This window comes from Pseudomonas sp. MWU13-3659 (assembly GCF_023757525.1).
Taxonomy (GTDB): Bacteria; Pseudomonadota; Gammaproteobacteria; order Pseudomonadales; family Pseudomonadaceae; genus Aquipseudomonas; species Aquipseudomonas entomophila_E.
The window spans coordinates 22,808-44,954 of the sequence record NZ_JAMSHW010000033.1 but is presented as its reverse complement, the minus strand read 5'-3'; the positions used below and the strand labels follow the sequence as shown (position 1 = coordinate 44,954).

Sequence of the window (22,147 nt, the reverse complement as noted above, 5' to 3'; positions counted from 1 at the left end):
GTGTGGTTATAATCGGCCACTTTATGAGCAAGAAGCGCGTTATGCAGCTGGTTCGAGGTCTTCACAACCTGCGCCCCGAGCACCGGGGCTGTGTCGCCACCATTGGCAACTTCGACGGGGTCCACCGGGGTCACCAGGCGATCCTCGCGCGCCTGCGCGAACGCGGCCAGGCGCTGGGCCTGCCCACCTGCGTGGTGATCTTCGAACCCCAGCCGCGCGAGTATTTCGCCCCCGACACCGCACCGGCCCGCCTGGCGCGCCTGCGCGACAAGGTCGAGCTGCTGGCCGCCGAAGGCATCGACCGGGTGCTGTGCCTGGCCTTCAACCAGCGCCTGAGCAAGCTCAGCGCCTGTGAATTCGTCGAGCAGATCCTGGTCGACGGCCTGGGCGTGCGCCATCTCGAGGTGGGGGACGATTTCCGTTTCGGTTGCGACCGCGCTGGCGACTTCGGCTTCCTGACCGAGTCCGGCAAGCAGCACGGTTTCACCGTCGAAGCCGCCAACACCGTGATCCAGGACGGCCTGCGGGTCAGCAGCACCGAAGTGCGCAAGGCCCTGGCCGATGGCGACTTCGAACTGGCCGAACACCTGCTGGGCCGCCCCTATCGCATCACCGGCCGTGTACTGCACGGCCAGAAGCTGGCCCGCCAGCTTGGAACACCTACAGCCAACATCCAGCTCAAGCGCCGTCGCGTGCCGCTGTCCGGGGTCTACCTGGCCAGCATCGAGATCGACGGCAAGGCCTGGCCGGGTGTCGGCAACATCGGCGTGCGTCCCACCGTCAGCGGTGATGGGCGCCCGCACCTGGAGATTCATCTCCTGGATTACGCCGGCGACCTGTATGGCCGGCGCCTGACGGTGGAATTCCACCACAAGCTGCGTGAAGAGCAGCGTTTCGCCTCCCTGGAGGCGCTGAAGTCGGCGATCGACGCGGACATCGCCGCCGCACGTGCCCACTGGCACGCTCAACCGCTAACGAAGAGCCTGAAATGACCGACTACAAAGCCACGCTTAACCTTCCGGACACCGCCTTCCCCATGAAGGCCGGCCTGCCTCAGCGCGAACCGCAGATCCTGCAGCGCTGGGACAGCATTGGCCTGTACCGGAAGCTGCGCGAGATTGGCAAGGATCGTCCGAAGTTCGTCCTGCACGACGGCCCGCCTTATGCCAACGGCAAGATCCACATCGGTCATGCGCTGAACAAGATTCTCAAGGACATGATCGTCCGCTCCAAGACCCTGTCCGGCTTCGACGCGCCGTACGTACCGGGCTGGGACTGCCACGGCCTGCCGATCGAGCACAAGGTCGAGGTCACCCACGGCAAGCACCTCACCGCCGACCGCACCCGCGAGCTGTGCCGCGAGTACGCCGCCGAACAGATCGAGGGGCAGAAGACCGAGTTCATCCGCCTGGGCGTGCTGGGTGACTGGGACAACCCGTACAAGACCATGAACTTCGCCAACGAGGCCGGCGAAATCCGCGCCTTGGCCGAAATGGTCAAGCAGGGCTTCGTGTTCAAGGGCCTGAAGCCGGTGAACTGGTGCTTCGATTGCGGCTCGGCCCTGGCTGAAGCCGAAGTCGAGTACGCCGACAAGAAATCCCAGACCATCGACGTCGCCTTCCCGGTCGCCGACGAAGCCAAGCTGGCCGCCGCTTTCGGCCTGGCCGCGCTGGGCAAGCCGGCCGCCATCGTGATCTGGACCACCACTCCGTGGACCATCCCGGCCAACCAGGCGCTGAACATCCACCCGGACTTCAAATACGCCTTGGTCGACACCGGCGAGCGCCTGTTGGTGCTGGCTGAAGAGCTGGTCGAATCGTGCCTCAAGCGTTACAACCTGGAAGGCTCGGTCATCGCCACCGCCCAAGGTTCGGCGCTGGAACTGATCAACTTCCGTCACCCGTTCTACGACCGCCTGTCGCCGATCTACCTGGCCGAGTACGTCGAACTGGGTGCCGGCACTGGGGTGGTTCACTCCTCGCCGGCCTACGGTGAAGACGACTTTGTCACCTGCAAGCGCTATGGCATGGTCAACGACGACATCCTCACCCCGGTGCAGAGCAACGGCGTGTACGTCGAGTCGCTGCCATTCTTCGGCGGCCAGTTCATCTGGAAGGCCAACCCGGCCATCGTTGAAAAGCTCAGCGAAGTCGGCGCGCTGATGCACACCGAAACCATCAGCCACAGCTACATGCACTGCTGGCGCCACAAGACCCCGCTGATCTACCGCGCCACCGCGCAGTGGTTCGTCGGCATGGACAAGCAGCCTTCCACTGGCGAGCCGCTGCGCGAGCGTGCGCTCAAAGCCATCGAAGAGACCAAGTTCGTCCCGGCCTGGGGCCAGGCGCGCCTGCACTCGATGATCGCCAACCGCCCGGACTGGTGCATCTCGCGTCAGCGCAACTGGGGCGTGCCGATCCCGTTCTTCCTCGACAAGCAGACCGGCGAGCTGCACCCGCGCACCGTCGAGCTGATGGAGGAAGTCGCCAAGCGCGTCGAGCAGGAAGGCATCGAGGCCTGGTTCAAGCTGGACGCCCAGGAACTGCTCGGTGACGAAGCCGGCCAGTACGACAAGATCACCGACACGCTGGACGTGTGGTTCGACTCCGGCACCACTCACTGGCATGTACTGCGCGGCTCCCACGACATCGGGCACGCCACTGGCCCGCGCGCCGACCTGTACCTGGAAGGCTCCGACCAGCACCGCGGCTGGTTCCACTCATCCTTGCTGACCGGTTGCGCCATCGACGGCCACGCGCCGTACCGCGAGCTGTTGACCCACGGCTTCACCGTGGACGAGAACGGCCGCAAGATGTCCAAGTCGCTGGGCAACACCATCGAGCCGCAGAAGGTCAACGACACCCTGGGTGCCGACATCCTGCGCCTGTGGGTTTCGGCCACCGACTACTCCGGTGAAATGGCCGTTTCCGAGCAGATCCTGCAGCGCAGCGCCGACGCCTACCGCCGCATCCGCAACACCGCGCGCTTCCTGCTCTCCAACCTGTCCGGCTTCGACCCGGCCCGCGACCTGCTGCCAGCCGAAGACATGCTGGCCCTGGACCGCTGGGCGGTCGACCGCACCCTGCTGCTGCAGCGCGAGCTGGAAGAGCACTACAGCGAGTACCGTTTCTGGAACGTCTATTCGAAGATCCACAACTTCTGCGTGCAGGAGCTGGGTGGCTTCTACCTCGACATCATCAAGGACCGCCAGTACACCACCGGCGCCAACAGTGTCGCCCGCCGTTCCTGCCAGACCGCGCTGTACCACATCAGCGAGGCCCTGGTGCGCTGGATCGCGCCGATCCTGGCGTTCACCGCCGACGAGATCTGGCAGTACCTGCCGGGCGAGCGCAACGAGTCGGTGATGCTCAACACCTGGTACGAAGGCCTGAGCGAACTGCCAGCTGACGCTGAACTGGACCGCGCCTATTGGGACCGCGTGATGGCGGTCAAGGCGGCGGTCAACAAGGAGCTGGAGAACCAGCGTACCGCCAAGGTCATCGGCGGCAACCTGCAGGCCGAAGTCACCCTGTTCGCCGAGGAAGGCCTGACCGCCGACCTGGACAAGCTGGGCGACGAGCTGCGCTTCGTGCTGATCACCTCGGCTGCCAGCGTCGTGCCGTTCGTCCAGGCACCGGCCGATGCCGTGACAACCGAAGTCGAAGGCCTCAAGCTGAAGGTCGTCAAGTCCGGCCACGCCAAGTGCGGCCGTTGCTGGCACTTCCGCGCCGACGTCGGCAGCCACCCGGAGCACCCGGAAATCTGTGCCCGTTGCGCGGACAACCTGAGCGGTTCCGGTGAGGTGCGCCACTATGCCTAACGCTTCCGCGGGGCGCTTCGGGCGCCTTGCCTGGCTCTGGCTGAGCCTGGTGGTCCTGGTCCTCGACCAGGCCACCAAGGTCTACTTCGAGGGTGCGCTGAGCCTGTACCAGCAGATCGTGGTCATCCCCGACTACTTCAGCTGGACCCTGGCCTACAACACCGGTGCGGCGTTCAGCTTCCTGGCTGACAGCTCTGGCTGGCAGCGCTGGCTGTTCGCGGTGATCGCCATTGTGGTCAGCGCCGTGCTGGTGGTCTGGCTCAAGCGCCTGGGGCGCAACGAAACCTGGCTGGCCGTGGCGCTGGCATTGGTGCTGGGTGGCGCGCTGGGCAACCTGTACGACCGCGTCGTGCTGGGCCACGTGGTCGACTTCATCCTGGTGCACTGGCAGAACCGTCACTACTTCCCGGCCTTCAACCTGGCCGACAGCGCCATTACCGTGGGTGCGGTGATGCTGGCGCTGGACATGTTCAAGAGCAAGAAGTCCGAGGAAGCCGTCCATGACTGAGACCCGTATCGGCCAGAACACCGAAGTGACCCTGCACTTCGCGTTGCACCTGGAAAACGGCGACACCGTCGACAGCACCTTCGGCAAGGCCCCGGCCACGTTCAAGGTCGGCGACGGCAACCTGCTGCCAGGCTTCGAGAGCGCCCTGTTCGGCTTCAAGGCCGGTGACCAGCGCAAGCTGACCATCGCTCCGGAGAACGCCTTTGGCCAGCACAACCCGCAGAACGTGCAGGTGATGCCACGCTCGCAGTTCGAAGGCATGGAGCTGTCCGAAGGGCTGCTGGTGATCTTCAACGACGCCGCCAACACCGAGCTGCCAGGCGTGGTGAAGGTGTTCGACGACAACCAGGTGACCATCGACTTCAACCATCCACTGGCCGGCAAGACCCTGAACTTCGAGGTGCAGATCCTCGACGTGAAGGCCTTGTGAGCCGGGAGCCGAGCATGCAAATCAAACTCGCCAACCCGCGCGGCTTCTGCGCGGGGGTCGACCGGGCGATCGAGATCGTCAACCGCGCCCTTGAAGTCTTCGGCCCGCCGATCTACGTGCGCCACGAAGTGGTGCACAACAAGTTCGTCGTCGAAGACCTGCGCAACCGTGGCGCGGTGTTCGTCGAAGAGCTGGACCAGGTGCCGGACGACGTCATCGTCATCTTCAGTGCCCATGGCGTTTCGCAAGCCGTGCGCCAGGAAGCCGCCGGCCGCGGCCTGAAGGTGTTCGACGCCACCTGTCCGCTGGTGACCAAGGTGCACATCGAGGTCGCCAAGTACAGCCGTGATGGCCGTGAGTGCATCCTCATCGGCCACGCCGGGCACCCGGAGGTCGAGGGCACCATGGGCCAGTACGACGCCAGCAACGGCGGCAGCATCTACCTCGTCGAGGACGAGAAGGACGTCGCCGCCCTGCAGGTACGCAACCCGGACCACCTGGCCTTCGTCACCCAGACCACCCTGTCGATGGATGACACCAGCCGGGTGATCGACGCCCTGCGCGAACGCTTCCCGAACATCGGCGGCCCGCGCAAGGACGACATCTGCTACGCCACGCAAAACCGTCAGGATGCTGTCAAGCAACTGGCCGACGAGTGTGACGTGGTGCTGGTGGTCGGCAGCCCCAACAGCTCCAACTCCAACCGCCTGCGCGAGCTGGCCGAGCGCATGAGCACCCCGGCCTACCTGATCGACGGTGCCGAAGACCTGCAACGCAGCTGGTTCGACGGCGTCCAGCGCATCGGCATCACCGCCGGGGCCTCCGCCCCCGAGGTGCTGGTGCGGGGTGTGATCGACCAGCTCAAGGCTTGGGGCGCCACCGGCGCCGAAGAGCTGGACGGGCGCGAGGAGAACATCACCTTCTCCATGCCCAAGGAACTGCGGGTCCGCTCGCTGATCTGACTCAGGGCCCTGCGCAGCGGCGGCCCTCGTCGCTGCGCAGGCTGACCCGGCCACTGGGGCTCAGCACTACCTGGTGGCGGCTGAGCAGGGTGGTGCGTTGGCAGATGTCCAGCGTGGTGCCACCGAATCCTTCCCCCAGCGGTGCGCCGCGTCTGCTGAACCTCACTTCCCTGGCTGAACTCGCGGTTATTCTCAGCGGCCGTACCAGTTGGTACTCACGCAATAGCTCGTCGTTGCGCTCCAACGTCACACGCCAGCCCTTGCTCCAGTCACCCTCCCGCGGCCTCACCCGTACTGCCTGTTGTCGCAGCATGGCGTGGTTGCGAGCAGCACGTAGCGCTTGTGCCAGTTCCCGGGCCGTGGCCGCCTGATGAAGGGTTTCGCTGATAGTTGTGTAGGCCGTCGTGCCAAGGTGCGTCAGAAGGCCTGCCACCGCCAGTGCGCACATCATTTGTATCAGTGTTACTCCCTGTTGCCTCACCGTGCATTCCTCCCTGGACCTGCTTCGCTGAAGCTTCCGGCTGCATGGCCGAGGGCGCCAGTCAGCCGGTTCAGGCAAATGGCGAGGAAAGCTCCTGGGAGGGCAGGGAATGCAAGTGAGGGAAGCGGGGATGACGCTGCTGGAGGTGTTGCTTGCGATAGCCGTGCTGGCGCTGGGGGTATTTGCGTCAGCCGCGTTGCAACTGCGCAGCTTGCAGGTAAGCGATAGCGCGCAGCTCGATGGCCAGGCCGTGCAGCTTGCCCAGAACATGCTGGAGCGGGCGAGGTCTGTCGGTACGCTGACGGCGGGTGAAGAAGCAGCCTGGCGGGCCCAGGTGGTGGAGATGTTGGGGCTCTCGGCCGAAGGGCGGGTGAGTTGGGCTTCGGGCGTACTGTCGATGGAGCTTGCCTGGTCAGCACCAGGAAACGCACAGCGTCCCTCGCTGAGCCTGCAGGGCAAGGTGTTGCCGTGAAAGGGCTCCAGCACGGGCTTGGCCTGATCGAGGTCTTGCTGGCGCTTGCATTGGGGCTGCTGTTGTTGGCGGCGGCAGGTCAGCTGTTCGGATCTGCCCACCAGGCTTGGCAGTTGCAAGGCGTGAAGGCGCGTCTGCAGGATGATGCCCGGCTTGTCCTGCAGCGCCTGTCGGAGGATATCCGCATGGCGGGTATGTTCGGCTGTTTGCGTCTGGAACCCGAGGACTTTGTCGACCCGCTTGCCGCCCAGGCTTTTGCCAGGCCAATCGATAGCACTGGCGACAGCCTGACACTGGTGGGGGCCGAGCTGCCTGGTCTGCTCGGGGTGGCGGACTGGACCGTGCTGACCGACTGCCGCACTTGGGCCAGAGTCGAGGTCGGGCCCCATTCCGCAAGCCCGCAGGTCCTTGCGATACCCATCCGCCGGGTGGGTTATCGCCTGCGCAATGGCAGCTTGATGCTCACCACCAACGCCCAGCATGTCAGCCTGATCGACAACGTGCGGGCGTTCGAGGTGAGTGAAGTCGAAACCGAGGAGGGGCGGCGTGTGGATATCCGGCTGATCCTGCACGACAGGCGGCACAGGCTGGAACGGCGTCATGAAATGAGTGTGGCCGTGCGCAATCCGTGGAGCGGCGCATGAGCGGGCAGCGGGGCGTGGTCCTGCTGACGGCACTGACCTTGAGCCTGCTGCTAGGGCTGCTCAGTGCCATGGCGTTGCAGGAGGCGCTGTTGCAGCAGCGCCTGGCGGGCGAACAGCGGAGCACGGCGCGGGCCTTCGAGCAGGCTGAGGCGAGCCTGCTCGAGGGAGCCTTGCTGTTGCTCGATGCGCCTCCTTCCTTGTGCCAAGCCTGTCTTCCACCGGATTTTCCCGAGCGTGAACCTGGCCTGCCTTGGTTGCCTACAGCGAGCGGGTTCGTGCTGTTGCAGAACCTCGGGACGAGTGCGCGTGCGATTGGAGGGCCTGTGGAAGGGCAAGTCACCTTGTTCCGGGTGACGGCCCTCAGCCGACAATCGCAGGGCCGGCAGTTCCTGGAGGCCGTATATGCCCTGGACGGCCCGTTGCTCTCCGGGCGGGTCAGCTGGCGCCAACGCCTCGCGGAGCATTGAGGTGCAGCGCGGCCTTGGTCTGATCGAATTATTGATTGTCGTGGCGCTGACCGGCATGCTGGCAGCCATTGCCTACCCCAGTTACAGCGACCAGCTCCGGCGCGCCGCGCGCATCGAGGTGGTCGGCCTGCTGCAGGACGCGGCCTTGCGCCTGGAACAGCACCGTGCACGCGTCGGTGAGTACGCGGACAATGAGCAGTTGACCACGCCGCTGCCGGCCGGCAATCGCTATTACCGTCTGCGGGCCCGGCGCGACAGCGAAGCGTTCGTGTTACTCGCCATTCGCCTGCCGAATGCCCTGATGGCACAGGACCGCTGCGGCGACTTCCAGCTCGAGCACACGGGCGTGCGCGGCAATCCAGGTGGCGGTGAAGACGCCGTGGCCTGCTGGGGAAGCTGAAGATCAGAAGGTGCCCGTGCACCGTGGAATTACTTCAGGTGTTGGATCGAACGATGAGCAAGCAAGTAGTGATTGTCGGCGGCGGAGTCATTGGCCTGCTGACGGCGTTCAACCTGGCCGCCGAGGTCGACCGGGTGGTGGTGTGCGACCAGGGCGAGGTGGGGCGGGAGTCGTCCTGGGCCGGTGGTGGTATCGTCTCGCCCCTGTATCCGTGGCGCTACAGCCCGGCGGTGACCGCGCTGGCGCATTGGTCACAGGACTTTTATCCACAGTTGGGCGAGCGCCTGTTCGCCAGCACCGGAGTCGATCCCGAGGTGCACACCACCGGGCTCTACTGGCTGGACCTGGACGATGAAGCCGAGGCACTGGCCTGGGCGGCGCGGGAACAGCGGCCGCTGAGTACCGTGGACATTTCGGCGGCCTATGACGCGGTTCCGGTCTTAGGTGCGGGTTACCGGCACGCGATCTACATGGCTGGCGTAGCCAACGTGCGCAACCCGCGCTTGGTAAAGTCGCTCAAGGCCGCGCTGCAGGCGCTACCCAACGTCACCCTGCGCGAGCACTGCCAGATCACCGGTTTCGAGCTGGATGGCGGGCGTGTCACGGGAGTGCGTACGGGGGATGGCGTGCTGGCTGCCGATGAGGTGGTGCTCAGTGCCGGTGCCTGGAGCGGCGATCTGCTGAAGACACTGGGGTTGGAACTGCCGGTGGAGCCGGTGAAGGGCCAGATGATCCTGTTCAAGTGCGCCGAGGACTTCCTCCCCAGCATGGTCCTGGCCAAGGGGCGCTACGCGATCCCGCGCCGTGATGGGCACATCCTGGTGGGTAGCACCCTGGAGCACGCCGGTTACGACAAGACCCCGACCGAGGATGCGCTGGAGAGCCTGAAGGCGTCGGCCATCGAGCTGTTGCCGGCATTGGCTGATGCCGAGGTTGTCGGGCACTGGGCGGGTTTGCGTCCGGGGTCGCCAGAAGGCATTCCGTACATCGGTGCGGTGCCGGGGCATCAGGGGCTGTGGTTGAACTGCGGCCATTACCGCAATGGCCTGGTGCTGGCGCCGGCGTCGTGCCAGCTGTTCAGTGACCTGCTGCTGGGGCGTGAGCCGATCATCGATCCGGCGCCCTATGCGCCTGGAGGGCGTCTGGGCTGAGCACGGGCATCAAGCCATGCATCATGCTTGCAGGAGCGGCCTTGTGCCGCGAAAGGGCTGCGTGGCAGCCCCAGGATTTCAGCGGTGATGTAAAGATCGCCGGGGCCGCAAAGCGGCCCCATTGCGTCAGGCCAGTTCCTCGGCCTCATCCTCGCGCACGATGGCCTTCACCTCGTCGCGACGGCTGATGTATTTCCAGTCCGCCTCGTCGATGTAGATCCCGTTCGGCCCGCTGCCACCTTCCAGGTCGATCGCCACTCGCGCCGACACTTGCGGCTTCACGCTCGCCAGGATCGGTACGAAGCCCAGCTGCTGGCTGGTCTCCAGCAACGCTGCCTGGTTGCGTTCGTCGATGTCCGCCGCCTCGTCGAGGTAGTACGGCAGGCGGATGCGCCCGGCCAGGTCGCGGTCCATCAGGTGCAGCAACAGGTACATGTTGGTCAGCGCCTTGATGGTCATGGTGGTGCCGTTCGAGGCGGCGCCGTCGATGTCGGCGTGGATCACCGGCTGGCTGTTGATCTTGGTGATCTCGAAGGCCAGTTCGAACAGGTCCTTCAGGCCCAGCTGGTTGTGGTTGGCTGCCACCAGCCGTGCCAGGTACTCCTTGGCCTCTTCGTTCTTGTGGTCCTGGTCGGTGTTTTGCGTCAGGTCGAACACCGACAGCGTCTCGCCTTCCTCGTACTGGCCGGCGCTGTGGATGATCTGGTCGATGTGCTTGAGCGCTTCCTTGTTCGGTGCCAGCACCACGCGGAAGCTCTCCAGGTTCGATACCTGGCGTTTGTTGATCTCGCGGTTGAACAGCGCTAGTTGGTGCTCGAGGCTGTCGTAGTCGCTGCGGATGTTGCGCAGGGTCCGGGCGATGTCGGTGACCGCCGCGCGACGGGCCTTGGCCAGCGTCAGCGCTTCCTCGGTGCGGTGCGAGTAGGCGTTGATCAGCAGCTGCAGGCGGCGCTCCATGTCGTCTTCGCTGTCGAACTTGGCCACGCCTTTCAGGCGCACCTGGGCGTACAGCGCCTCGATCTGGTTGTCCACGCGCTGCAGGGCCTGCCAGCTGTCCTGGTAGTCGTTGAGCAGGGGCAGCAGGTTGTCCATGGAGTCGTCGATCGCCTCCATGAACGGCGTGCCGAACGGCAGGTCGGCCGGCAGCAGCTGGCGGCGGCGCAAGGCGTCTTCCAGGGTGCGCTGCTTGGCTTCCAGGTCGGCGATCTGCCGGCCTACCAGTTGCAGCTTGGCCGACAGTTGCTGGACGCGCTCGGTGAAGGCGTCGCTGGAGCGCTTGAGCTCGTCCTGGGCGGCTTCCAGCTGGCCCAGTTGCTCCATCTTTTCCGGCTCTTCGGCGGCCAGGGTCTCGGTGCGGCGGAAGTCTTCCAGCGCTTTCTGCGCATCCAGCACCTGCTGGTACAGGGCTTCGGTCTGCGCCTTGCTGGCGGCGCGGTCGAGGGCCACGGCCTGTTGGGTCTTGAGCTGCTTGAGCTCCTTCTCCAGGCGTTCCTTCTGGTCGCGCAGGGCGGCGCGGTCGGCCAGGGCCTGCAGCGCGGGCGGGTCGATGTGCGAGATGTCGATGGACAGGCCCGGCACTTCGAAACGCTCGCCCTTGAAACGGTCGAGCACGCCTTCGAGGGTTTTCACCCACACGTCGCTTTCGTCCAGTTCGATGCCGCGGTCACCCAGCGGCAGGCTGAACAGTGCGCCGTTGAACAGGCGCATCAGGCGGTCGACATCTTGCTGCGAGAACTCTTCGCGCAGGCGGGCGTAGCTGTTGTTGTCGGCGTGGTCGAGCTGCTGCTTGACGGCCTTGACGCGTTTTTCCAGGTCGCGCACGCGCTCGTCGAGGTCCTCGGCGGAGAACTGCCGCGACTGGGCCAGGGCACCGGCCAGTTCGTCATGGGCGTCCTTGGCGGCCAGCAGTTGCTGTTCCAGTACCTTGACGTCGGTGACCAGGGCGAAGCGGTGCTTGAGCACCGACAGCTCACCCAGCCAACGCTGGATGCCGGTGATCTCGCGCTCCAGGCGCATCAGCTCCTGGGTGCCGCCGCGCTGGTCGTTCTGCAGGCGGTCCTGCTCGCCACGGTAGTGCTCGGACTGGATGACCAGCTCTTCCTTGCGCGCCATGGCGTAGTCCTGCCAGGTGCCCAGCAGGTTGTCGAGCAGTGGCGAGATACGGTGCAGCTTGCCGCGCAGGATGTCGCGCTGGGCCACGCCGCCGGCCAGGGCCTCGACCAGGGGGCCGGCGGCCACCAGGGCGTTGTAGTCGCCTTCCATGCGGCGCACGTCGCGGAAGGCCTCTTCACAGGCGGCGATGTAGTCGACGCTGCCCGAGCGCAGGCTGTGCTCGAAGGCGTCGAGGAACAGCTGCTTGAGCTTGGCGGCGGTGATTTCGCGCATGTGCAGCAGGTTGATGAACAGGGCGCGGAAGGTCTTCAGGCTCTGTTCGCTGGTCGAGCGCAGCGGGATCAGGGTGAGGTCCAGCGGCACCGAGGTGTGGCCGCCGACCAGCAGCCGGCGCAGTTCGTCCGGCTTGAGCTCGTAGGCCTTCAAGCCGTTGCGCTCGAGGTTGGTGAACAGCTCCTTCTGGCGCAGGCAGGTGTCGTCTTTCTGGTAGTGGGCCAGGTCCAGCTCGCCCTGGTAGGCGAAGAACTGGTGGCCGAAGCCGCCGCCCGGGCCGCGTCCGACCACGCCGATCACGTGCGGGCCGTGGGGCAGGTTCAGTTCGCAGAGGATGTAGCTGGTGTCGGTGGCGAAGTAGAAGCGGCGCGACTGTTCCAGGCTGTACTTGCCGAAGCTCATGTCGGACATGCGCGCCAGGATCGGGAACTGCAGCGCGTTGATCGACGCCGATTTACCCAGGTTGTTGGCGCCATAGACCGACAGCGGGTGTTCCAGGGGGAACAGGCCGAGGCTGTAGCCGGCGGTGTTGAGCAGTGCGAAGCGGCGGATGCCGTAGCGTTCCTGGCTCATGCGTCAATCTCCTGTTGCTCTTCGCGGATCGCCCGGGCCAGGGCATCCTCTTCGCTCTCCTCGCCATCGAACGGCGTGAGGTCGAGCGGGTCGTCGGTGCGGTTGAGTTCTTCGGGCGTCTCTTCCACCACCAGCACGGGCACCGGCAGCGGCAGGTCGCTGTGCAGGGTGGCGGCCAGGTCGCGGTCCTGCTGGACCGCCAGGCACACGTCGAGGAAGCGGTGCATCGGTGGCATGAAGCGGTAGATGCCGCCTTCTTCGAAGGCGAAGCCCAGCTGGGTCATGCGGCGCATGATCTTCTCTTCGAGCTCGTCGACCGTCTGCACTTCGGCCTGCAGGAACAGGTCGCGGTACTTGTCCAGCAGCGACGGCAGTTCGTCGCGGCCGATACTGCCGCCGTCAAGCACGGCCATCGGGTCGCGGCCCTGGTCGGCGAGGTGCTCGACCAGAATGAAGGTGAACAGCGACAGGCGCTGGGCGGTCTTGTTGACCTGCGCGGCGGCCTGTTCCGGGACGAAGTAGTAGAAACCACGGGTGTCGCAGACCAGCTCGAAACCGAGGGCCTTGAACAGGGTGCGGTACTGGTCCTGGAAGTTCGACAGCTGGGCGTACAGCTCCGGGTCGCGGCGGCTGATGTGGAAGCCCTTGAACAGCTCGCGGAAGATCGGCGCGAGCTGGGACAGTTCGGAGAGATCAAGATGCATGGGTGGGGCTCACGGTGGATTCGGTCGTGGTCGCCGGCTTGTTGTCGCGGCTGGAAGTCAGGGCGAAGGAGCGCAGGCTGACCAGGTGTTCGCGGGTGAGGTATTCCTGGCGGTCGAGGCGCTCGCGGCTGAAGCGCTTTTCGCGCGACAGGCGCGAGAACCAGTACAGCAGCTCGTCGGTGGCGCCTTCGGGCTCCTGATCCAGCAGCCAGACCATCAGGTCCGGCAGCGGCAGGGCGTCTTCGCAACGCTCGAGCATCTCTTTGACCGTGCGCGGGGCGCGGGGCAGCGGGCCCTTTTGCGTCTTGTGCGCTTTCGGGAAACGCGCAGGCTTCGGCTCGAAGCGGGCCAGGGCATAAACGTAGGCCTCGACCTGGCTGGCACTGCCGAGGAAGGTGCTCTGTGGGCGGGTGAACAGCGGCATGGCCGCCTGCGGCACGGCGTCGATGCCCTTCTTGCGGATGACCGACAAGGCCAGTGCCGCGCCGCGGGTCACGGCGTTGTGCCGGCGCGCTTCTTCACGCAGCGGCAGCAGCAGTTCGCGGGCGTGGCGCAGGGTGAGCTGGGCGCTGGTCTGCATCTCGAGGATGCGCGCGTGGGTACGCAGCAGCATGTCGTCGTCGACCAGGTGGCCCAGGCGCGCCTGCTCGCCCAGCAGGCGCAGCAGCACGGTCTCGACCTTGCGCACGCCCTGCTCGAAGGCGCCGTCGGCGTTGACCAGCTGGATCATCGGCTCGACGTATTCGTCCCAGGTCGCCAGTACTTCGGCGTAACGCTGGCGCAGGGGGATCTGGCGGTTGCTGGTCTTGGCCCGTTCGGCCACGGCCACCAGCGCCTGCTCGTCGTTGTCGAGCTTCTTCAATACATCGCGCACGCGCATGTCGAGCAGGCGCAGCTGGCGCGCCAGGTCGTCGCTGTCGCGGTTGTCGAAGGCATCCTGGATATGCCCGGCCAGGCGTTCCAGGTGGCGCAGGTACGCCTCGATCTCCAGGCACAGGCCCAGCCGGTGCTCGCGGCGCAGGTAGGCGAGGAAGTCGTGGATCTGCGCGTTGAGCTCGAAGCGGTTCGGGCTCTTGGCCACCGGGACCAGGATGTCCAGGCGGATCCATACGTCGAGCAGCTGGGTGATGTCCTGCGGGGTGCTTTCCACCTGCTGGCGGGCCAGCTGCTGGCGCAGCTCGACCAGGCTCAGGGTACCCTGGTCGAAGCGCTCGCACAGCGGCTCGATCAGGGCCCAGTGTTCGGCTAGGGCGCGCAGGACGCGCTTGGGTTCGATCATTGGCGGGTCGACTCGTTGCCAAATAAAAGGGGCGATTGTACTGCATCCGGGGGGGAGGAATTCACCCCTTGGTCTGTAGATGGGGGTAACCCTGATTCTTTTTAGGGGATTCGCTGGGCCTGTCGCTCCCCCCTTCGCTTTACGCGATCTCTGTAGGAGCGGCACAAGGCCGCTCCTACAGGAGGTGGCGTAATTTTCGAACACCCTGCAAGACAGTTGCTCCCGCGATGGTCGACAATCTGTTGCGGCGCATCCTGGGTAACGGCGTTAGAATGGCCGACTGATTTTTCCCGGATACCCGCGCCTTGCTCATCGAGTCCCGCCGTCGCGCCTACCTTTCCGCCATGCAAGTGGTGCACTGGCTGCCGCGCGCCGAACTGCCGTTCGCCGCCCCGTCACGGCCCGAACTGCTGTTGCCGGTTGCACCGGTCGAAGACGTCGAGTTCGGCACGCGCCCGGCGGCCCCCGCACCGGCTTCGAGCGAAGCGCCCGCCGCGCCCCAGGCCCGTGCCGAGCGGCCGAAGATCGAGATCCCGCGCCCGGGCAGCGCGCCGAAGCCGGCTGCCAAGCCGGTCGAAACCGAGGAGGCGGCGCCGGCGCCGCGTCCAGCCCCTGTTCCACCGCCACGCTTTGCCCTGCAACTGTTGCGCGCCGGCAGCTGCCTGCTGCTGGTGGAGCTGGCCACCGGCCAGCCCTTCCAGAGCCGCGACCCGTCCTACCTGCTGCTCAAGGACATGCTGCGCGCAGCCGGCCTGCCGGATGCGCCGCAGATCATCGGCGAGCCGGTGCGCTGGCCGTTCCTGGTGCGCGGCAACATGGACCAGGGCCCCGATGCCGCCCGGGACTTCGTCCAGGGCTTCATCGCCGCGCGCCTGGAGGAAGCACCGTGCAGCTGCCTGTGGCTGGTCGGCCTGCCGGCCGTGCGCTTTGCCGGGCAGGCGGATGCCGAGGCCTATTACCAAGAACTCAAGGTCGACCTGCTCGGCGACGCCTGGGCCTTGCCCGGCCTTGAACTGTTGATGGACGAGCCGCAGCGCAAGGCGGACGTCTGGAAAGCCATGCGCCAGCTGATGGCGCGCTGGAAGAGCGTTGAATGAGTGAATCGATCAGTTTCCGCCCGGCGACCGAGGCGGATCTGGATGCCCTGCTTAAGATCGAATATGCCGCGTTCAGTCATCCCTGGACCCGGGGCATCTTCCAGGATGCGCTGAAGTCGTACGAAGTGTGGCTGATGTTCGATGGCCAGCAGCAGGTGGGGCATGGGGTGATCAACGTGATCATCGACGAAGCGCACCTGCTCAACATCACCGTCAAGCCCGAGAACCAGGGCTGCGGGCTGGGTCTGCGGCTGCTCGAGCACCTGATGGCGCGGGCCTACCAGCTCAATGGGCGTGAGTGTTTCCTCGAGGTGCGCGCCAGCAACCAGTCAGCCTACCGCTTGTACGAGCGTTACGGGTTCAACGAGGTTGGGCGGCGCCGGGACTACTACCCGGTGGCGGGCGGGCGTGAGGATGCGCTGGTGATGGCCTGCACGCTGCTGGAAGACTGATATCGCGGTGGGGCCCATTCGCCGGCAAGCCGGCTCCTACCTTACCTGTAGGAGCCGGCTTGCCGGCGAATGGGCCGCACGGCGGCCCCTCGCACAAGCGCCTCAGATCTCCGGATGTTCCACTTCCAGCGGCTTGCGCAAATCGCGCAGGCTACGCGTCACCGGCCCGGTATTGCACTTTGCCGCCGCCTGCTCCGGCGTCATCTCGCGAATCGTGCGATAGAACAGCTCGCAGGTCTGCTTCTTCTGGGTCACCTGCCACTTGGTGGTGCAGGCATCCAGCGTCAGCTTGGCATCCGCTTGCGGATTGCGGCCCATGCCGGCCTGCCAGCAGGCGACGGAGAGATCCTGGCCCATCATTTTCAGGCCCGCAGCGTCAGCCTTGTCTTGGTCTCCGTCGTAGCCTTTCGGGTCGGCGGCGTACCAGATGGCGCTCGGGTGGTTGGCGCCGAGCACCGGCACCTTGGCGCTGCCGGCCTCGGGGCTGATGCTGACCAGCCCCAGCACATTCACCTTCGGCCCATACTGCTGCTGGATCCAGCTGCGCACGGGGGAACCGAAGGCAACCATCGGCAAGGCGCCCTTGCCGTCGTGGGTGAGGGCGACTTCCTTGACCATGCGCACCTGGTAGTCGTTGAAGTAGCTGTAGACCCCTTCCAGATCCTTGCCGGCGCTGGCCGGCGCGGCGATCGGGGCGATGTCGACGATGGTCTGGTAGGCCGGGGTCTGGGTGGCGTCGACGCCGTTGAAGGTCAGCAGCTCGGCCCAGCGGTCGGTGGTATTGGACTTCAGGTAGTCCTGGTAGTGGGTCAGCGAATAATCCGGCGGGAAGTGCAGCAGTTCGACGCTGCGACGATTCTCCAGGGCCATCCCCAGCGGCAGGAACAGGTACCAGCTGAAGTCCCAGCCGCCTTTCTGGTTGAGCTGGGTGGCGCCCTGGTAGGCCAGTTCGCCGCTGTCGAGCAGCTTGCGCAGGGGCTCGGTATAGCCAGCGGGAACATCCGTGATCTGGGCATGCAGCTTGTCGTTGTCGCGGTTCACGGTGACCTTGGCGTTGGCGTAACCATCGCGGCGCACGCTCTGGGTGAGGTAGTGCTCGACGGTTTGCTCCAGTGTCCAGTCGCGATAGCAGATCACGTTGCAGTTGTTGGGGTAGGCGAACAGGCGGGTGACGCGCTTGGCGTCGCCCAGGTCGATCTGCGCGTCGGCCGCGGCCAGGCCGCTGAAGGCGAGGGCGGCCAGACCCGATAGGGCAATCTTGTGCATGCTTAACTCCTTGTCAGTGGCCGCCAGGGGCGGCGGGCGCGCCCATGGTGGAGGAAGAGGAGGGGGGATGAAAAGCAGCAGATTGTGGCTAGTGGCCATTGGCTGGCTGGGGATGAGTGCCGTCCAGGCCGATGAGCGTGATGTGTGGATGTTCGCCCAATGGGCGGGGGACCATGAAAATCGCGCCTTTCGCAACATGCTGGTGGATGCGCGGCTGTATGGCGTGGTGCCGATCCACCAGTTGCTGCGCTCGGCCTCGGACTGGCGCCTCTGCCGGGCTTCACCGTTCGCGGTGCCGCCGGCGAGCCACTGGCCGGCCGTGCGCTCGACGCTGTCACTGCTGAAGACGCTGGATGAGCAGGGTGTACTGCGTCAGTTCGAGGTGGTTTCGGCTTACCGTGATCCACAGCTCAATGCTTGCGCGGGCGGCGCGCCGAGCAGCGCGCACATGCGTGCCTTCGCCGTCGATTTGCTGCTGCCACCCTGGGCCGATCCCAACCCGCTTTGTCGTTTCTGGCAGCAGCATGGCGAGGCCTGGAACATGGGGTTGGGGCGCTACCCGTCGGGCCGTATTCACATCGATACGGCGGGTTACCGCACGTGGGGCGGCGATGGCGGCGCCGGCTCGTCGTTCTGCGTCAAGCCCAGGTGAGCCAGGCAGGCCTGGCATTCACCGCTGACCCACTGCGCGAAACGCTGGCGCTTGCCGCCGTCATCCAGCGGCCGTGGGCTGAGCAGGTGGTAGCTGGAGCCGTCGCGCAGGAAGCCAAAAGGCGCCTCTAGCTGAGCATTGTCCAGCTCGTCACGCACCATCAGCGCCGAGGCGATGGCCAGCCCCAGGCCGGCGCCGGCGGCCTGGAGCGACAGGTAGAAGTGTTCGAAGTCGCTGCGTTCTCCTTGCTTCAGGCCCTGGCCGCTCAGGCGCAGCCAGGTCGCCCAGGCGTCCAGGCGGGTGGCGCTGTGGAGCAGGCGCTGGCCCTTGAAACCCGGCGTGGCGACGGGGCCGATCCATTCATCGCAGATCTTCAGGCTGTGCAGCTGGCGGTCCCAGTGGAAGTCATCGCGGCGCAGGGCCAGGTCCACGCCCGCGCGGGCGAAGTCCACCGGCCCGCCGGCTGCCACCAGGTGCAATTGCAGGTCGGGGTGTGCGGCATGGAAGCGCGGCAGGCGGGGGATCAGCCAGCGCATGGCGATGGTCGGCTCGCACGAGAGCACCAGCACGTTGTCGTGGGTGGGTGGATGCAGGCGCTGCACCGTCTGTTCGAGCTGATCGAAGATGGCCCGGGTAGTGGCCTGCAACTCGCGACCTGCGCCAGTCAGGAACAGGGCGCGGTTGCGTCGATCGAACAGTTCCACGCCGAGACTTTCCTCGAGCAGGCGCACCTGGCGGCTGACGGCGCCGTGGGTGACGTGCAGGTGTTCGGCGGCGCGCACGAAGCTTTCGGTTTCGGCGGCGATGTCGAAGTAGCGCAGGGCGTTGAGTGGGGGAAGTTTCATGGGAGGGTGTTGTCCTATCTGGCCTCTTCGCCGGCAAGGCCGGCTCCTACAGGGTGGCGTGAGTCCATATCTGTGACGAAAACTAGCGTATTTGCCTTACTATAAATCGATTTTTACTGCTTTGAAGTGCCTCGATAATCACGGTCTAAGTGAATTTTCATCGCCTATCGAGGACGCTTTCGTGAATGAACTCATCGCCGTCGCCCTGTTTACCGTGCTGGCTGTCATCAGCCCGGGTGCCGACTTCGCCATGGTCACCCGCAGCAGTTACGCCCAAGGTCGCAAGGCCGGGCTGGCCGCCGCCATGGGCATCGCCCTGGGCGTGCAGGTGCATGTGCTGTACACCGTGCTCGGCATCGCCGTGGTCATCAGCCAGAGCCCGGCGCTGTTCCTGGCGATGAAGGTGGTGGGGGCGGGGTACCTGGTCTACCTGGGCTACAAGTCGCTGACCAATACCACGCGCATCTGCCTCGACGGACAGGCGTCCGGCGGTCAGGCCAGTATGTTTGCCGCGTTGCGTACCGGTTTCATGACCAATGCCCTGAACCCCAAGACCATGCTTTTCGTGGTCAGCGCCTATACCCAGGTGGTGCAACCGGGCAGCCCGCTGGCTGTGGATTTCGCCTATGGCGCGTTCATGTCGTTCGCCCACTGGATCTGGTTCAGCCTGGTGGCGGTGTTCTTTTCCAGTGCAGGGTTGCGCAAGGCGATGATTGAACGGCAGGTGATCGTGGACCGGTTGATCGGTGTGGCGTTGATCGGCCTGGGAATGGCGGTGGCAGTGGCGGGGGTGAAGTAGCCGAGATCGGCTGCTTTTTCGCAGGCAAAGAAAAAGGGCTTATCTTTCGATAAGCCCTTTTAGAAGGTGGTGGCTACACAGGGACTTGAACCCCGGACCCCAGCATTATGAATGCTATGCTCTAACCAACTGAGCTATGTAGCCAACTTGGCGCGCATTATTAGCTCGAAACGCGGTCCTGTCAACACTGATTTCAAAAAAAATTTCCAACCTTTCAAACGCTTAGCCGGAAAGCCCGGTTCAGCGCACGATCAGCCAGTGGCCCAGCACGCTATACAGCCGCAGTTGCTGCCCGGCAGCCAGCGTGTCCAGGCTCTGGCCCGCGTGATCCAGGTCGAACTCACCGCTCACGCGACGATACGCGGCCTGTTCGTCCTGCCACCAGACGCGCATCCCTTGATAGCCGGCCAGGCGCTCCACCACTTCCCCAAGTGGCATGTTGCTGGCCAGCAGCCGACCGTCGCGCCAGGCATCGGCGGACTTGATGGTGATCTTTTCGACTGGGTTGATCCGCTGCTCGCTGAAGGTGACCCGCTCGCCGGCGCTGACCATGCGCTGGTCGCTGCCTTGCACGACAGTGGCCCTGCCGCTGAGCACTTCCAGCTCGTCGTGATTACCGTGGCGGGCGATCTGCAGGCGGGTGCCGAACACCTGGATCCGGGTGTCGCCAACCTGCACCTCCATGGCTCGGCCATCGAGCATCACTTCCAGGTAGACCTGGCCCTGCACCAGCTGCAGCAGGCGGGTGCGCCCGCGCAGGTCGACATTCATCGCGCTGGCGCTGTCCAGGTGCAAGGTCGAGCCATCGGCCAGGCGCACGCTGCGGCGCTCGCCGACGTCAGTACTGAGCTCGCTGGCCAGGCGTTGCATCAATGGCCAGTAGAGCACCGCCAGCACACTCAGCAGCGCCAGGAACAAGCCCGCCAGCCACAGGCCAGCACGGCTGCGGCGAACTTCGACGACCCGCGGGCGGGGTGGCGTCGCCGGGGCCTGCAGCTGCTGCCAGTAGGCTTCCAGTTGCGCATAGGCGCGCGCGTTGAGCGGGTCCTGGCACCATTGACCGAACGCCTGGCGCAGGGCCTCGTCGCAGCCGGGCTGGCGCAGGCGGGAGAACCAGTCCAGTGCTTCCTGCTCGGGATCGGGCGTGGGGGGCAAGGCGGGCATCGGGGTCATGGGATCGGACTGCTCGCAAGGGCAGGGCAGTTTTGCCCAGCGTTTACGGGTAAGGAGGCAAAGGATGCTAATTATATTGAGAATTATTTACAAGTACGCACTCGATGGATGGCAGGGGGAAATAAAAAGGTAGCTTCGTATCTATTTGTTTCACGATAATCGGATCCCAACCTGCGGACGGAAATCCAGCCCATGGCCATCAGCAACACCCAGAGTTCCAGCGCGAGCAGCCCGGCAAGCCCGGCGAATCCGCTGGTGATGCGCATCATCGGTTTCTGCGCCCTGGCGCACCTGATCAACGACCTGATCCAGTCGGTGCTGCCGGCGATTTACCCGATGCTCAAGGCCAACTATGGCCTGAGCTTCGCCCAGATCGGCCTGATCACCTTGACCTTCCAGGTTACGGCCTCGTTGTTGCAGCCGTGGGTCGGCTTCTTTACCGACAAGCGGCCGACGCCCAACCTGCTGCCCCTGGGCACCCTGTGCACCTTGGTGGGGATCGTGATGCTGGCCTTCGTCGGTAGCTTCCCGATGATCCTGCTGGCCTCGGCGTTGGTGGGCATTGGTTCGTCGACCTTCCACCCGGAGACCTCGCGCATCGCCCGCCTGGCCTCGGGCGGGCGTTTCGGCCTGGCCCAATCGAGCTTCCAGGTCGGCGGCAACGCCGGTTCCGCGTTCGGCCCACTGCTGGCGGCGGCCATCGTCATTCCGTTCGGGCAGACCCATGTGGCCTGGTTCGGCGTGGCCGGGTTGTTCTTCTTCGCCGTCACCCTGATGCTGCGCCGCTGGTACAAGGACCACCTCAACCAGTTCAAGGCGCGCAAGGCGGCGCAGGCCACCCATGGCATCTCGCGCCAGCGGGTGATGCTGGCGTTGGTGGTGCTGGGGTTGCTGGTGTTCTCCAAGTACTTCTACATGGCCAGCTTCACCAGCTACTTCACCTTCTACCTGATCGAGAAGTTCCAGCTGTCGGTGGCCAGCTCGCAATTGCACCTGTTCCTGTTCCTCGGTGCGGTGGCGGCCGGCACCTTCTTCGGTGGGCCGATCGGTGACCGTATCGGGCGCAAGGCGGTGATCTGGTTCTCCATCCTCGGGGTGGCGCCGTTCACCCTGGTACTGCCTTACGCCGACTTGTTCTGGACCACCGTGCTCAGCGTGGTGATCGGCTTCATCCTGGCCTCGGCGTTCTCGGCCATCGTGGTGTATGCCCAGGAACTGGTGCCGGGCAACGTGGGGATGATCGCCGGGATCTTCTTCGGGCTGATGTTCGGCTTTGGTGGGATCGGCGCGGCGTTGCTGGGTTACCTGGCCGACCTGCGCGGGATCGAATATGTGTATGGGGTGTGTTCGTTCCTGCCGTTGTTCGGGTTGCTGGCGGTGTTCCTGCCGTCTACCGGCAAGCGTTGATCAGCGATTCGCCGGCAAGCCGGCTCCTACAGTGTGTTGTCGATCATTGAAACCCGTAGGAGCCGGCTTGCCGGCGAACCGGTCGGCGCACGATTGACGCGCCGTTCATCGATGGCCTAGAGTGCCGCCTCCTCTTTACCTGCGTAATCGATGCAATGAACCGTAGTGCTCATCCACACC

22 protein-coding genes and 1 tRNA gene are annotated in these 22,147 nt (G+C 65.1%); 15 read left to right on the top strand and 8 right to left on the bottom strand.

Annotated features, from left to right (window positions below; translation table 11 throughout):
• The first annotated feature begins 41 nt into the window (after nucleotides 1-41).
• The 5 genes from ribF to ispH are packed head-to-tail and all read left to right on the top strand — an operon-like array spanning nucleotide 42 to nucleotide 5,720.
• Complete coding sequence (gene ribF, locus NGM28_RS25060; RefSeq protein ID WP_252092002.1) at nucleotides 42-992, top strand: bifunctional riboflavin kinase/FAD synthetase; 951 nt, start codon at nucleotides 42-44, stop codon at nucleotides 990-992.
• Nucleotides 989-3,820, top strand: coding sequence for an isoleucine--tRNA ligase (gene ileS, locus NGM28_RS25055; RefSeq protein WP_252092001.1), 2,832 nt, complete (start codon nucleotides 989-991; stop codon nucleotides 3,818-3,820). Before ribF ends, ileS begins: the two co-directional genes overlap by 4 nt.
• The gene (gene lspA / locus NGM28_RS25050) at nucleotides 3,813-4,328 is read left to right on the top strand and encodes a signal peptidase II (protein ID WP_240066644.1); all 516 of its coding nucleotides are present in this window, start codon (nucleotides 3,813-3,815) and stop codon (nucleotides 4,326-4,328) included. The genes ileS and lspA overlap by 8 nt, the downstream gene beginning before the upstream one ends.
• Complete coding sequence (locus NGM28_RS25045; RefSeq protein ID WP_240066643.1) at nucleotides 4,321-4,758, top strand: FKBP-type peptidyl-prolyl cis-trans isomerase; 438 nt, start codon at nucleotides 4,321-4,323, stop codon at nucleotides 4,756-4,758. The genes lspA and NGM28_RS25045 overlap by 8 nt, the downstream gene beginning before the upstream one ends.
• A 14-nt stretch (nucleotides 4,759-4,772) precedes the next feature.
• Complete coding sequence (gene ispH, locus NGM28_RS25040; RefSeq protein ID WP_240066642.1) at nucleotides 4,773-5,720, top strand: 4-hydroxy-3-methylbut-2-enyl diphosphate reductase; 948 nt, start codon at nucleotides 4,773-4,775, stop codon at nucleotides 5,718-5,720.
• Nucleotide 5,721: 1 nt separating this feature from the next.
• Here ispH and NGM28_RS25035 read toward each other — a convergent pair whose 3' ends face one another.
• A complete protein-coding gene (locus NGM28_RS25035) occupies nucleotides 5,722-6,168 on the bottom strand; it encodes a GspH/FimT family pseudopilin (protein ID WP_502943904.1) in 447 nt (148 codons plus the stop codon).
• Nucleotides 6,169-6,310: 142 nt separating this feature from the next.
• On the opposite strand from NGM28_RS25035, the gene pilV reads away from it, so the two are divergent.
• The 5 genes from pilV to thiO are packed head-to-tail and all read left to right on the top strand — an operon-like array spanning nucleotide 6,311 to nucleotide 9,335.
• Nucleotides 6,311-6,673 carry a type IV pilus modification protein PilV gene (pilV, locus tag NGM28_RS28740; protein ID WP_286089088.1) on the top strand — a complete coding sequence of 121 codons (363 nt, stop codon included), beginning with the start codon at nucleotides 6,311-6,313 and terminating at the stop codon, nucleotides 6,671-6,673.
• Entirely contained in the window at nucleotides 6,670-7,317 is a 648-nt protein-coding gene (locus NGM28_RS25025) for a PilW family protein (protein ID WP_252091998.1), read from the top strand. Before pilV ends, NGM28_RS25025 begins: the two co-directional genes overlap by 4 nt.
• Nucleotides 7,314-7,784, top strand: coding sequence for a hypothetical protein (locus tag NGM28_RS25020; protein ID WP_252091996.1), 471 nt, complete (start codon nucleotides 7,314-7,316; stop codon nucleotides 7,782-7,784). Before NGM28_RS25025 ends, NGM28_RS25020 begins: the two co-directional genes overlap by 4 nt.
• A gap of 1 nt (nucleotide 7,785) precedes the next feature.
• On the top strand, nucleotides 7,786-8,184 hold the full coding sequence (locus NGM28_RS25015) for a type IV pilin protein (RefSeq protein ID WP_252091994.1): 399 nt from the start codon (nucleotides 7,786-7,788) through the stop codon (nucleotides 8,182-8,184).
• A gap of 53 nt (nucleotides 8,185-8,237) precedes the next feature.
• Nucleotides 8,238-9,335, top strand: a complete 1,098-nt coding sequence (thiO, locus tag NGM28_RS25010) for a glycine oxidase ThiO (RefSeq protein WP_240066637.1) — start codon at nucleotides 8,238-8,240, stop codon at nucleotides 9,333-9,335.
• A gap of 126 nt (nucleotides 9,336-9,461) precedes the next feature.
• On the opposite strand, the gene mksF is transcribed toward thiO, so the two are convergent.
• From mksF to mksB, 3 genes are read right to left on the bottom strand one after another with little or no spacing between them, the layout of a single operon-like run.
• On the bottom strand, nucleotides 9,462-12,293 hold the full coding sequence (gene mksF, locus NGM28_RS25005) for an Mks condensin complex protein MksF (RefSeq protein ID WP_240066636.1): 2,832 nt from the start codon (nucleotides 12,291-12,293) through the stop codon (nucleotides 9,462-9,464).
• Entirely contained in the window at nucleotides 12,290-12,997 is a 708-nt protein-coding gene (gene mksE / locus NGM28_RS25000; RefSeq protein ID WP_240066635.1) for an Mks condensin complex protein MksE, read from the bottom strand. The genes mksF and mksE overlap by 4 nt, the downstream gene beginning before the upstream one ends.
• A complete protein-coding gene (mksB, locus tag NGM28_RS24995; RefSeq protein WP_252091992.1) occupies nucleotides 12,987-14,276 on the bottom strand; it encodes an Mks condensin complex protein MksB in 1,290 nt (429 codons plus the stop codon). Before mksB ends, mksE begins: the two co-directional genes overlap by 11 nt.
• A 305-nt stretch (nucleotides 14,277-14,581) precedes the next feature.
• Between mksB and NGM28_RS24990 the strand changes: the two genes are divergently transcribed.
• Nucleotides 14,582-15,373: an energy transducer TonB gene (locus tag NGM28_RS24990; protein ID WP_240066633.1), complete on the top strand. Its 792-nt coding sequence runs from the start codon at nucleotides 14,582-14,584 to the stop codon at nucleotides 15,371-15,373.
• Nucleotides 15,370-15,825, top strand: a complete 456-nt coding sequence (rimI, locus tag NGM28_RS24985; RefSeq protein WP_011532177.1) for a ribosomal protein S18-alanine N-acetyltransferase — start codon at nucleotides 15,370-15,372, stop codon at nucleotides 15,823-15,825. Before NGM28_RS24990 ends, rimI begins: the two co-directional genes overlap by 4 nt.
• Nucleotides 15,826-15,927: 102 nt before the next feature.
• Here rimI and NGM28_RS24980 read toward each other — a convergent pair whose 3' ends face one another.
• Nucleotides 15,928-17,091 (bottom strand): hypothetical protein, encoded by a 1,164-nt coding sequence (locus NGM28_RS24980; RefSeq protein WP_252091990.1) that lies wholly within the window; start codon nucleotides 17,089-17,091, stop codon nucleotides 15,928-15,930.
• Between the two features lie 67 nt (nucleotides 17,092-17,158).
• Here NGM28_RS24980 and NGM28_RS24975 point away from each other — a divergent pair, with 67 nt between their 5' ends.
• On the top strand, nucleotides 17,159-17,743 hold the full coding sequence (locus NGM28_RS24975; protein ID WP_240066631.1) for a D-Ala-D-Ala carboxypeptidase family metallohydrolase: 585 nt from the start codon (nucleotides 17,159-17,161) through the stop codon (nucleotides 17,741-17,743).
• Here the strand turns inward: NGM28_RS24975 and NGM28_RS24970 are convergent.
• Complete coding sequence (locus tag NGM28_RS24970) at nucleotides 17,683-18,588, bottom strand: LysR substrate-binding domain-containing protein (RefSeq protein ID WP_252091988.1); 906 nt, start codon at nucleotides 18,586-18,588, stop codon at nucleotides 17,683-17,685. The two genes, NGM28_RS24975 and NGM28_RS24970, sit on opposite strands and share 61 nt — an antisense overlap.
• Nucleotides 18,589-18,769: 181 nt before the next feature.
• Here NGM28_RS24970 and NGM28_RS24965 point away from each other — a divergent pair, with 181 nt between their 5' ends.
• Nucleotides 18,770-19,387: a LysE family translocator gene (locus NGM28_RS24965; RefSeq protein WP_252091986.1), complete on the top strand. Its 618-nt coding sequence runs from the start codon at nucleotides 18,770-18,772 to the stop codon at nucleotides 19,385-19,387.
• Nucleotides 19,388-19,454: 67 nt separating this feature from the next.
• Here the strand turns inward: NGM28_RS24965 and NGM28_RS24960 are convergent.
• Both NGM28_RS24960 and NGM28_RS24955 read right to left on the bottom strand, forming a co-directional pair.
• Nucleotides 19,455-19,531: transfer RNA gene (locus tag NGM28_RS24960), tRNA-Met, on the bottom strand.
• Nucleotides 19,532-19,627: 96 nt separating this feature from the next.
• Nucleotides 19,628-20,560, bottom strand: coding sequence for a FecR family protein (locus tag NGM28_RS24955; RefSeq protein WP_240066628.1), 933 nt, complete (start codon nucleotides 20,558-20,560; stop codon nucleotides 19,628-19,630).
• 192 nt (nucleotides 20,561-20,752) lie between these two features.
• On the opposite strand from NGM28_RS24955, the gene NGM28_RS24950 reads away from it, so the two are divergent.
• On the top strand, nucleotides 20,753-21,967 hold the full coding sequence (locus NGM28_RS24950; protein ID WP_252091984.1) for an MFS transporter: 1,215 nt from the start codon (nucleotides 20,753-20,755) through the stop codon (nucleotides 21,965-21,967).
• Nucleotides 21,968-22,147: the final 180 nt, after the last annotated feature.

Coding starts and splice junctions, on each gene's coding strand:
- ribF (WP_252092002.1), top strand. CDS start 42: ATGCAGCTGGTTCGAGGTCTTCACAACCTGCGCCCCGAGCACCGGGGC.
- ileS (WP_252092001.1), top strand. CDS start 989: ATGACCGACTACAAAGCCACGCTTAACCTTCCGGACACCGCCTTCCCC.
- lspA (WP_240066644.1), top strand. CDS start 3,813: ATGCCTAACGCTTCCGCGGGGCGCTTCGGGCGCCTTGCCTGGCTCTGG.
- NGM28_RS25045 (WP_240066643.1), top strand. CDS start 4,321: ATGACTGAGACCCGTATCGGCCAGAACACCGAAGTGACCCTGCACTTC.
- ispH (WP_240066642.1), top strand. CDS start 4,773: ATGCAAATCAAACTCGCCAACCCGCGCGGCTTCTGCGCGGGGGTCGAC.
- NGM28_RS25035 (WP_502943904.1), bottom strand. CDS start 6,168: ATGTGCGCACTGGCGGTGGCAGGCCTTCTGACGCACCTTGGCACGACG.
- pilV (WP_286089088.1), top strand. CDS start 6,311: ATGCAAGTGAGGGAAGCGGGGATGACGCTGCTGGAGGTGTTGCTTGCG.
- NGM28_RS25020 (WP_252091996.1), top strand. CDS start 7,314: ATGAGCGGGCAGCGGGGCGTGGTCCTGCTGACGGCACTGACCTTGAGC.
- thiO (WP_240066637.1), top strand. CDS start 8,238: ATGAGCAAGCAAGTAGTGATTGTCGGCGGCGGAGTCATTGGCCTGCTG.
- mksF (WP_240066636.1), bottom strand. CDS start 12,293: ATGAGCCAGGAACGCTACGGCATCCGCCGCTTCGCACTGCTCAACACC.
- mksE (WP_240066635.1), bottom strand. CDS start 12,997: ATGCATCTTGATCTCTCCGAACTGTCCCAGCTCGCGCCGATCTTCCGC.
- mksB (WP_252091992.1), bottom strand. CDS start 14,276: ATGATCGAACCCAAGCGCGTCCTGCGCGCCCTAGCCGAACACTGGGCC.
- rimI (WP_011532177.1), top strand. CDS start 15,370: ATGAGTGAATCGATCAGTTTCCGCCCGGCGACCGAGGCGGATCTGGAT.
- NGM28_RS24980 (WP_252091990.1), bottom strand. CDS start 17,091: ATGCACAAGATTGCCCTATCGGGTCTGGCCGCCCTCGCCTTCAGCGGC.
- NGM28_RS24975 (WP_240066631.1), top strand. CDS start 17,159: ATGAAAAGCAGCAGATTGTGGCTAGTGGCCATTGGCTGGCTGGGGATG.
- NGM28_RS24970 (WP_252091988.1), bottom strand. CDS start 18,588: ATGAAACTTCCCCCACTCAACGCCCTGCGCTACTTCGACATCGCCGCC.
- NGM28_RS24955 (WP_240066628.1), bottom strand. CDS start 20,560: ATGACCCCGATGCCCGCCTTGCCCCCCACGCCCGATCCCGAGCAGGAA.
- NGM28_RS24950 (WP_252091984.1), top strand. CDS start 20,753: ATGGCCATCAGCAACACCCAGAGTTCCAGCGCGAGCAGCCCGGCAAGC.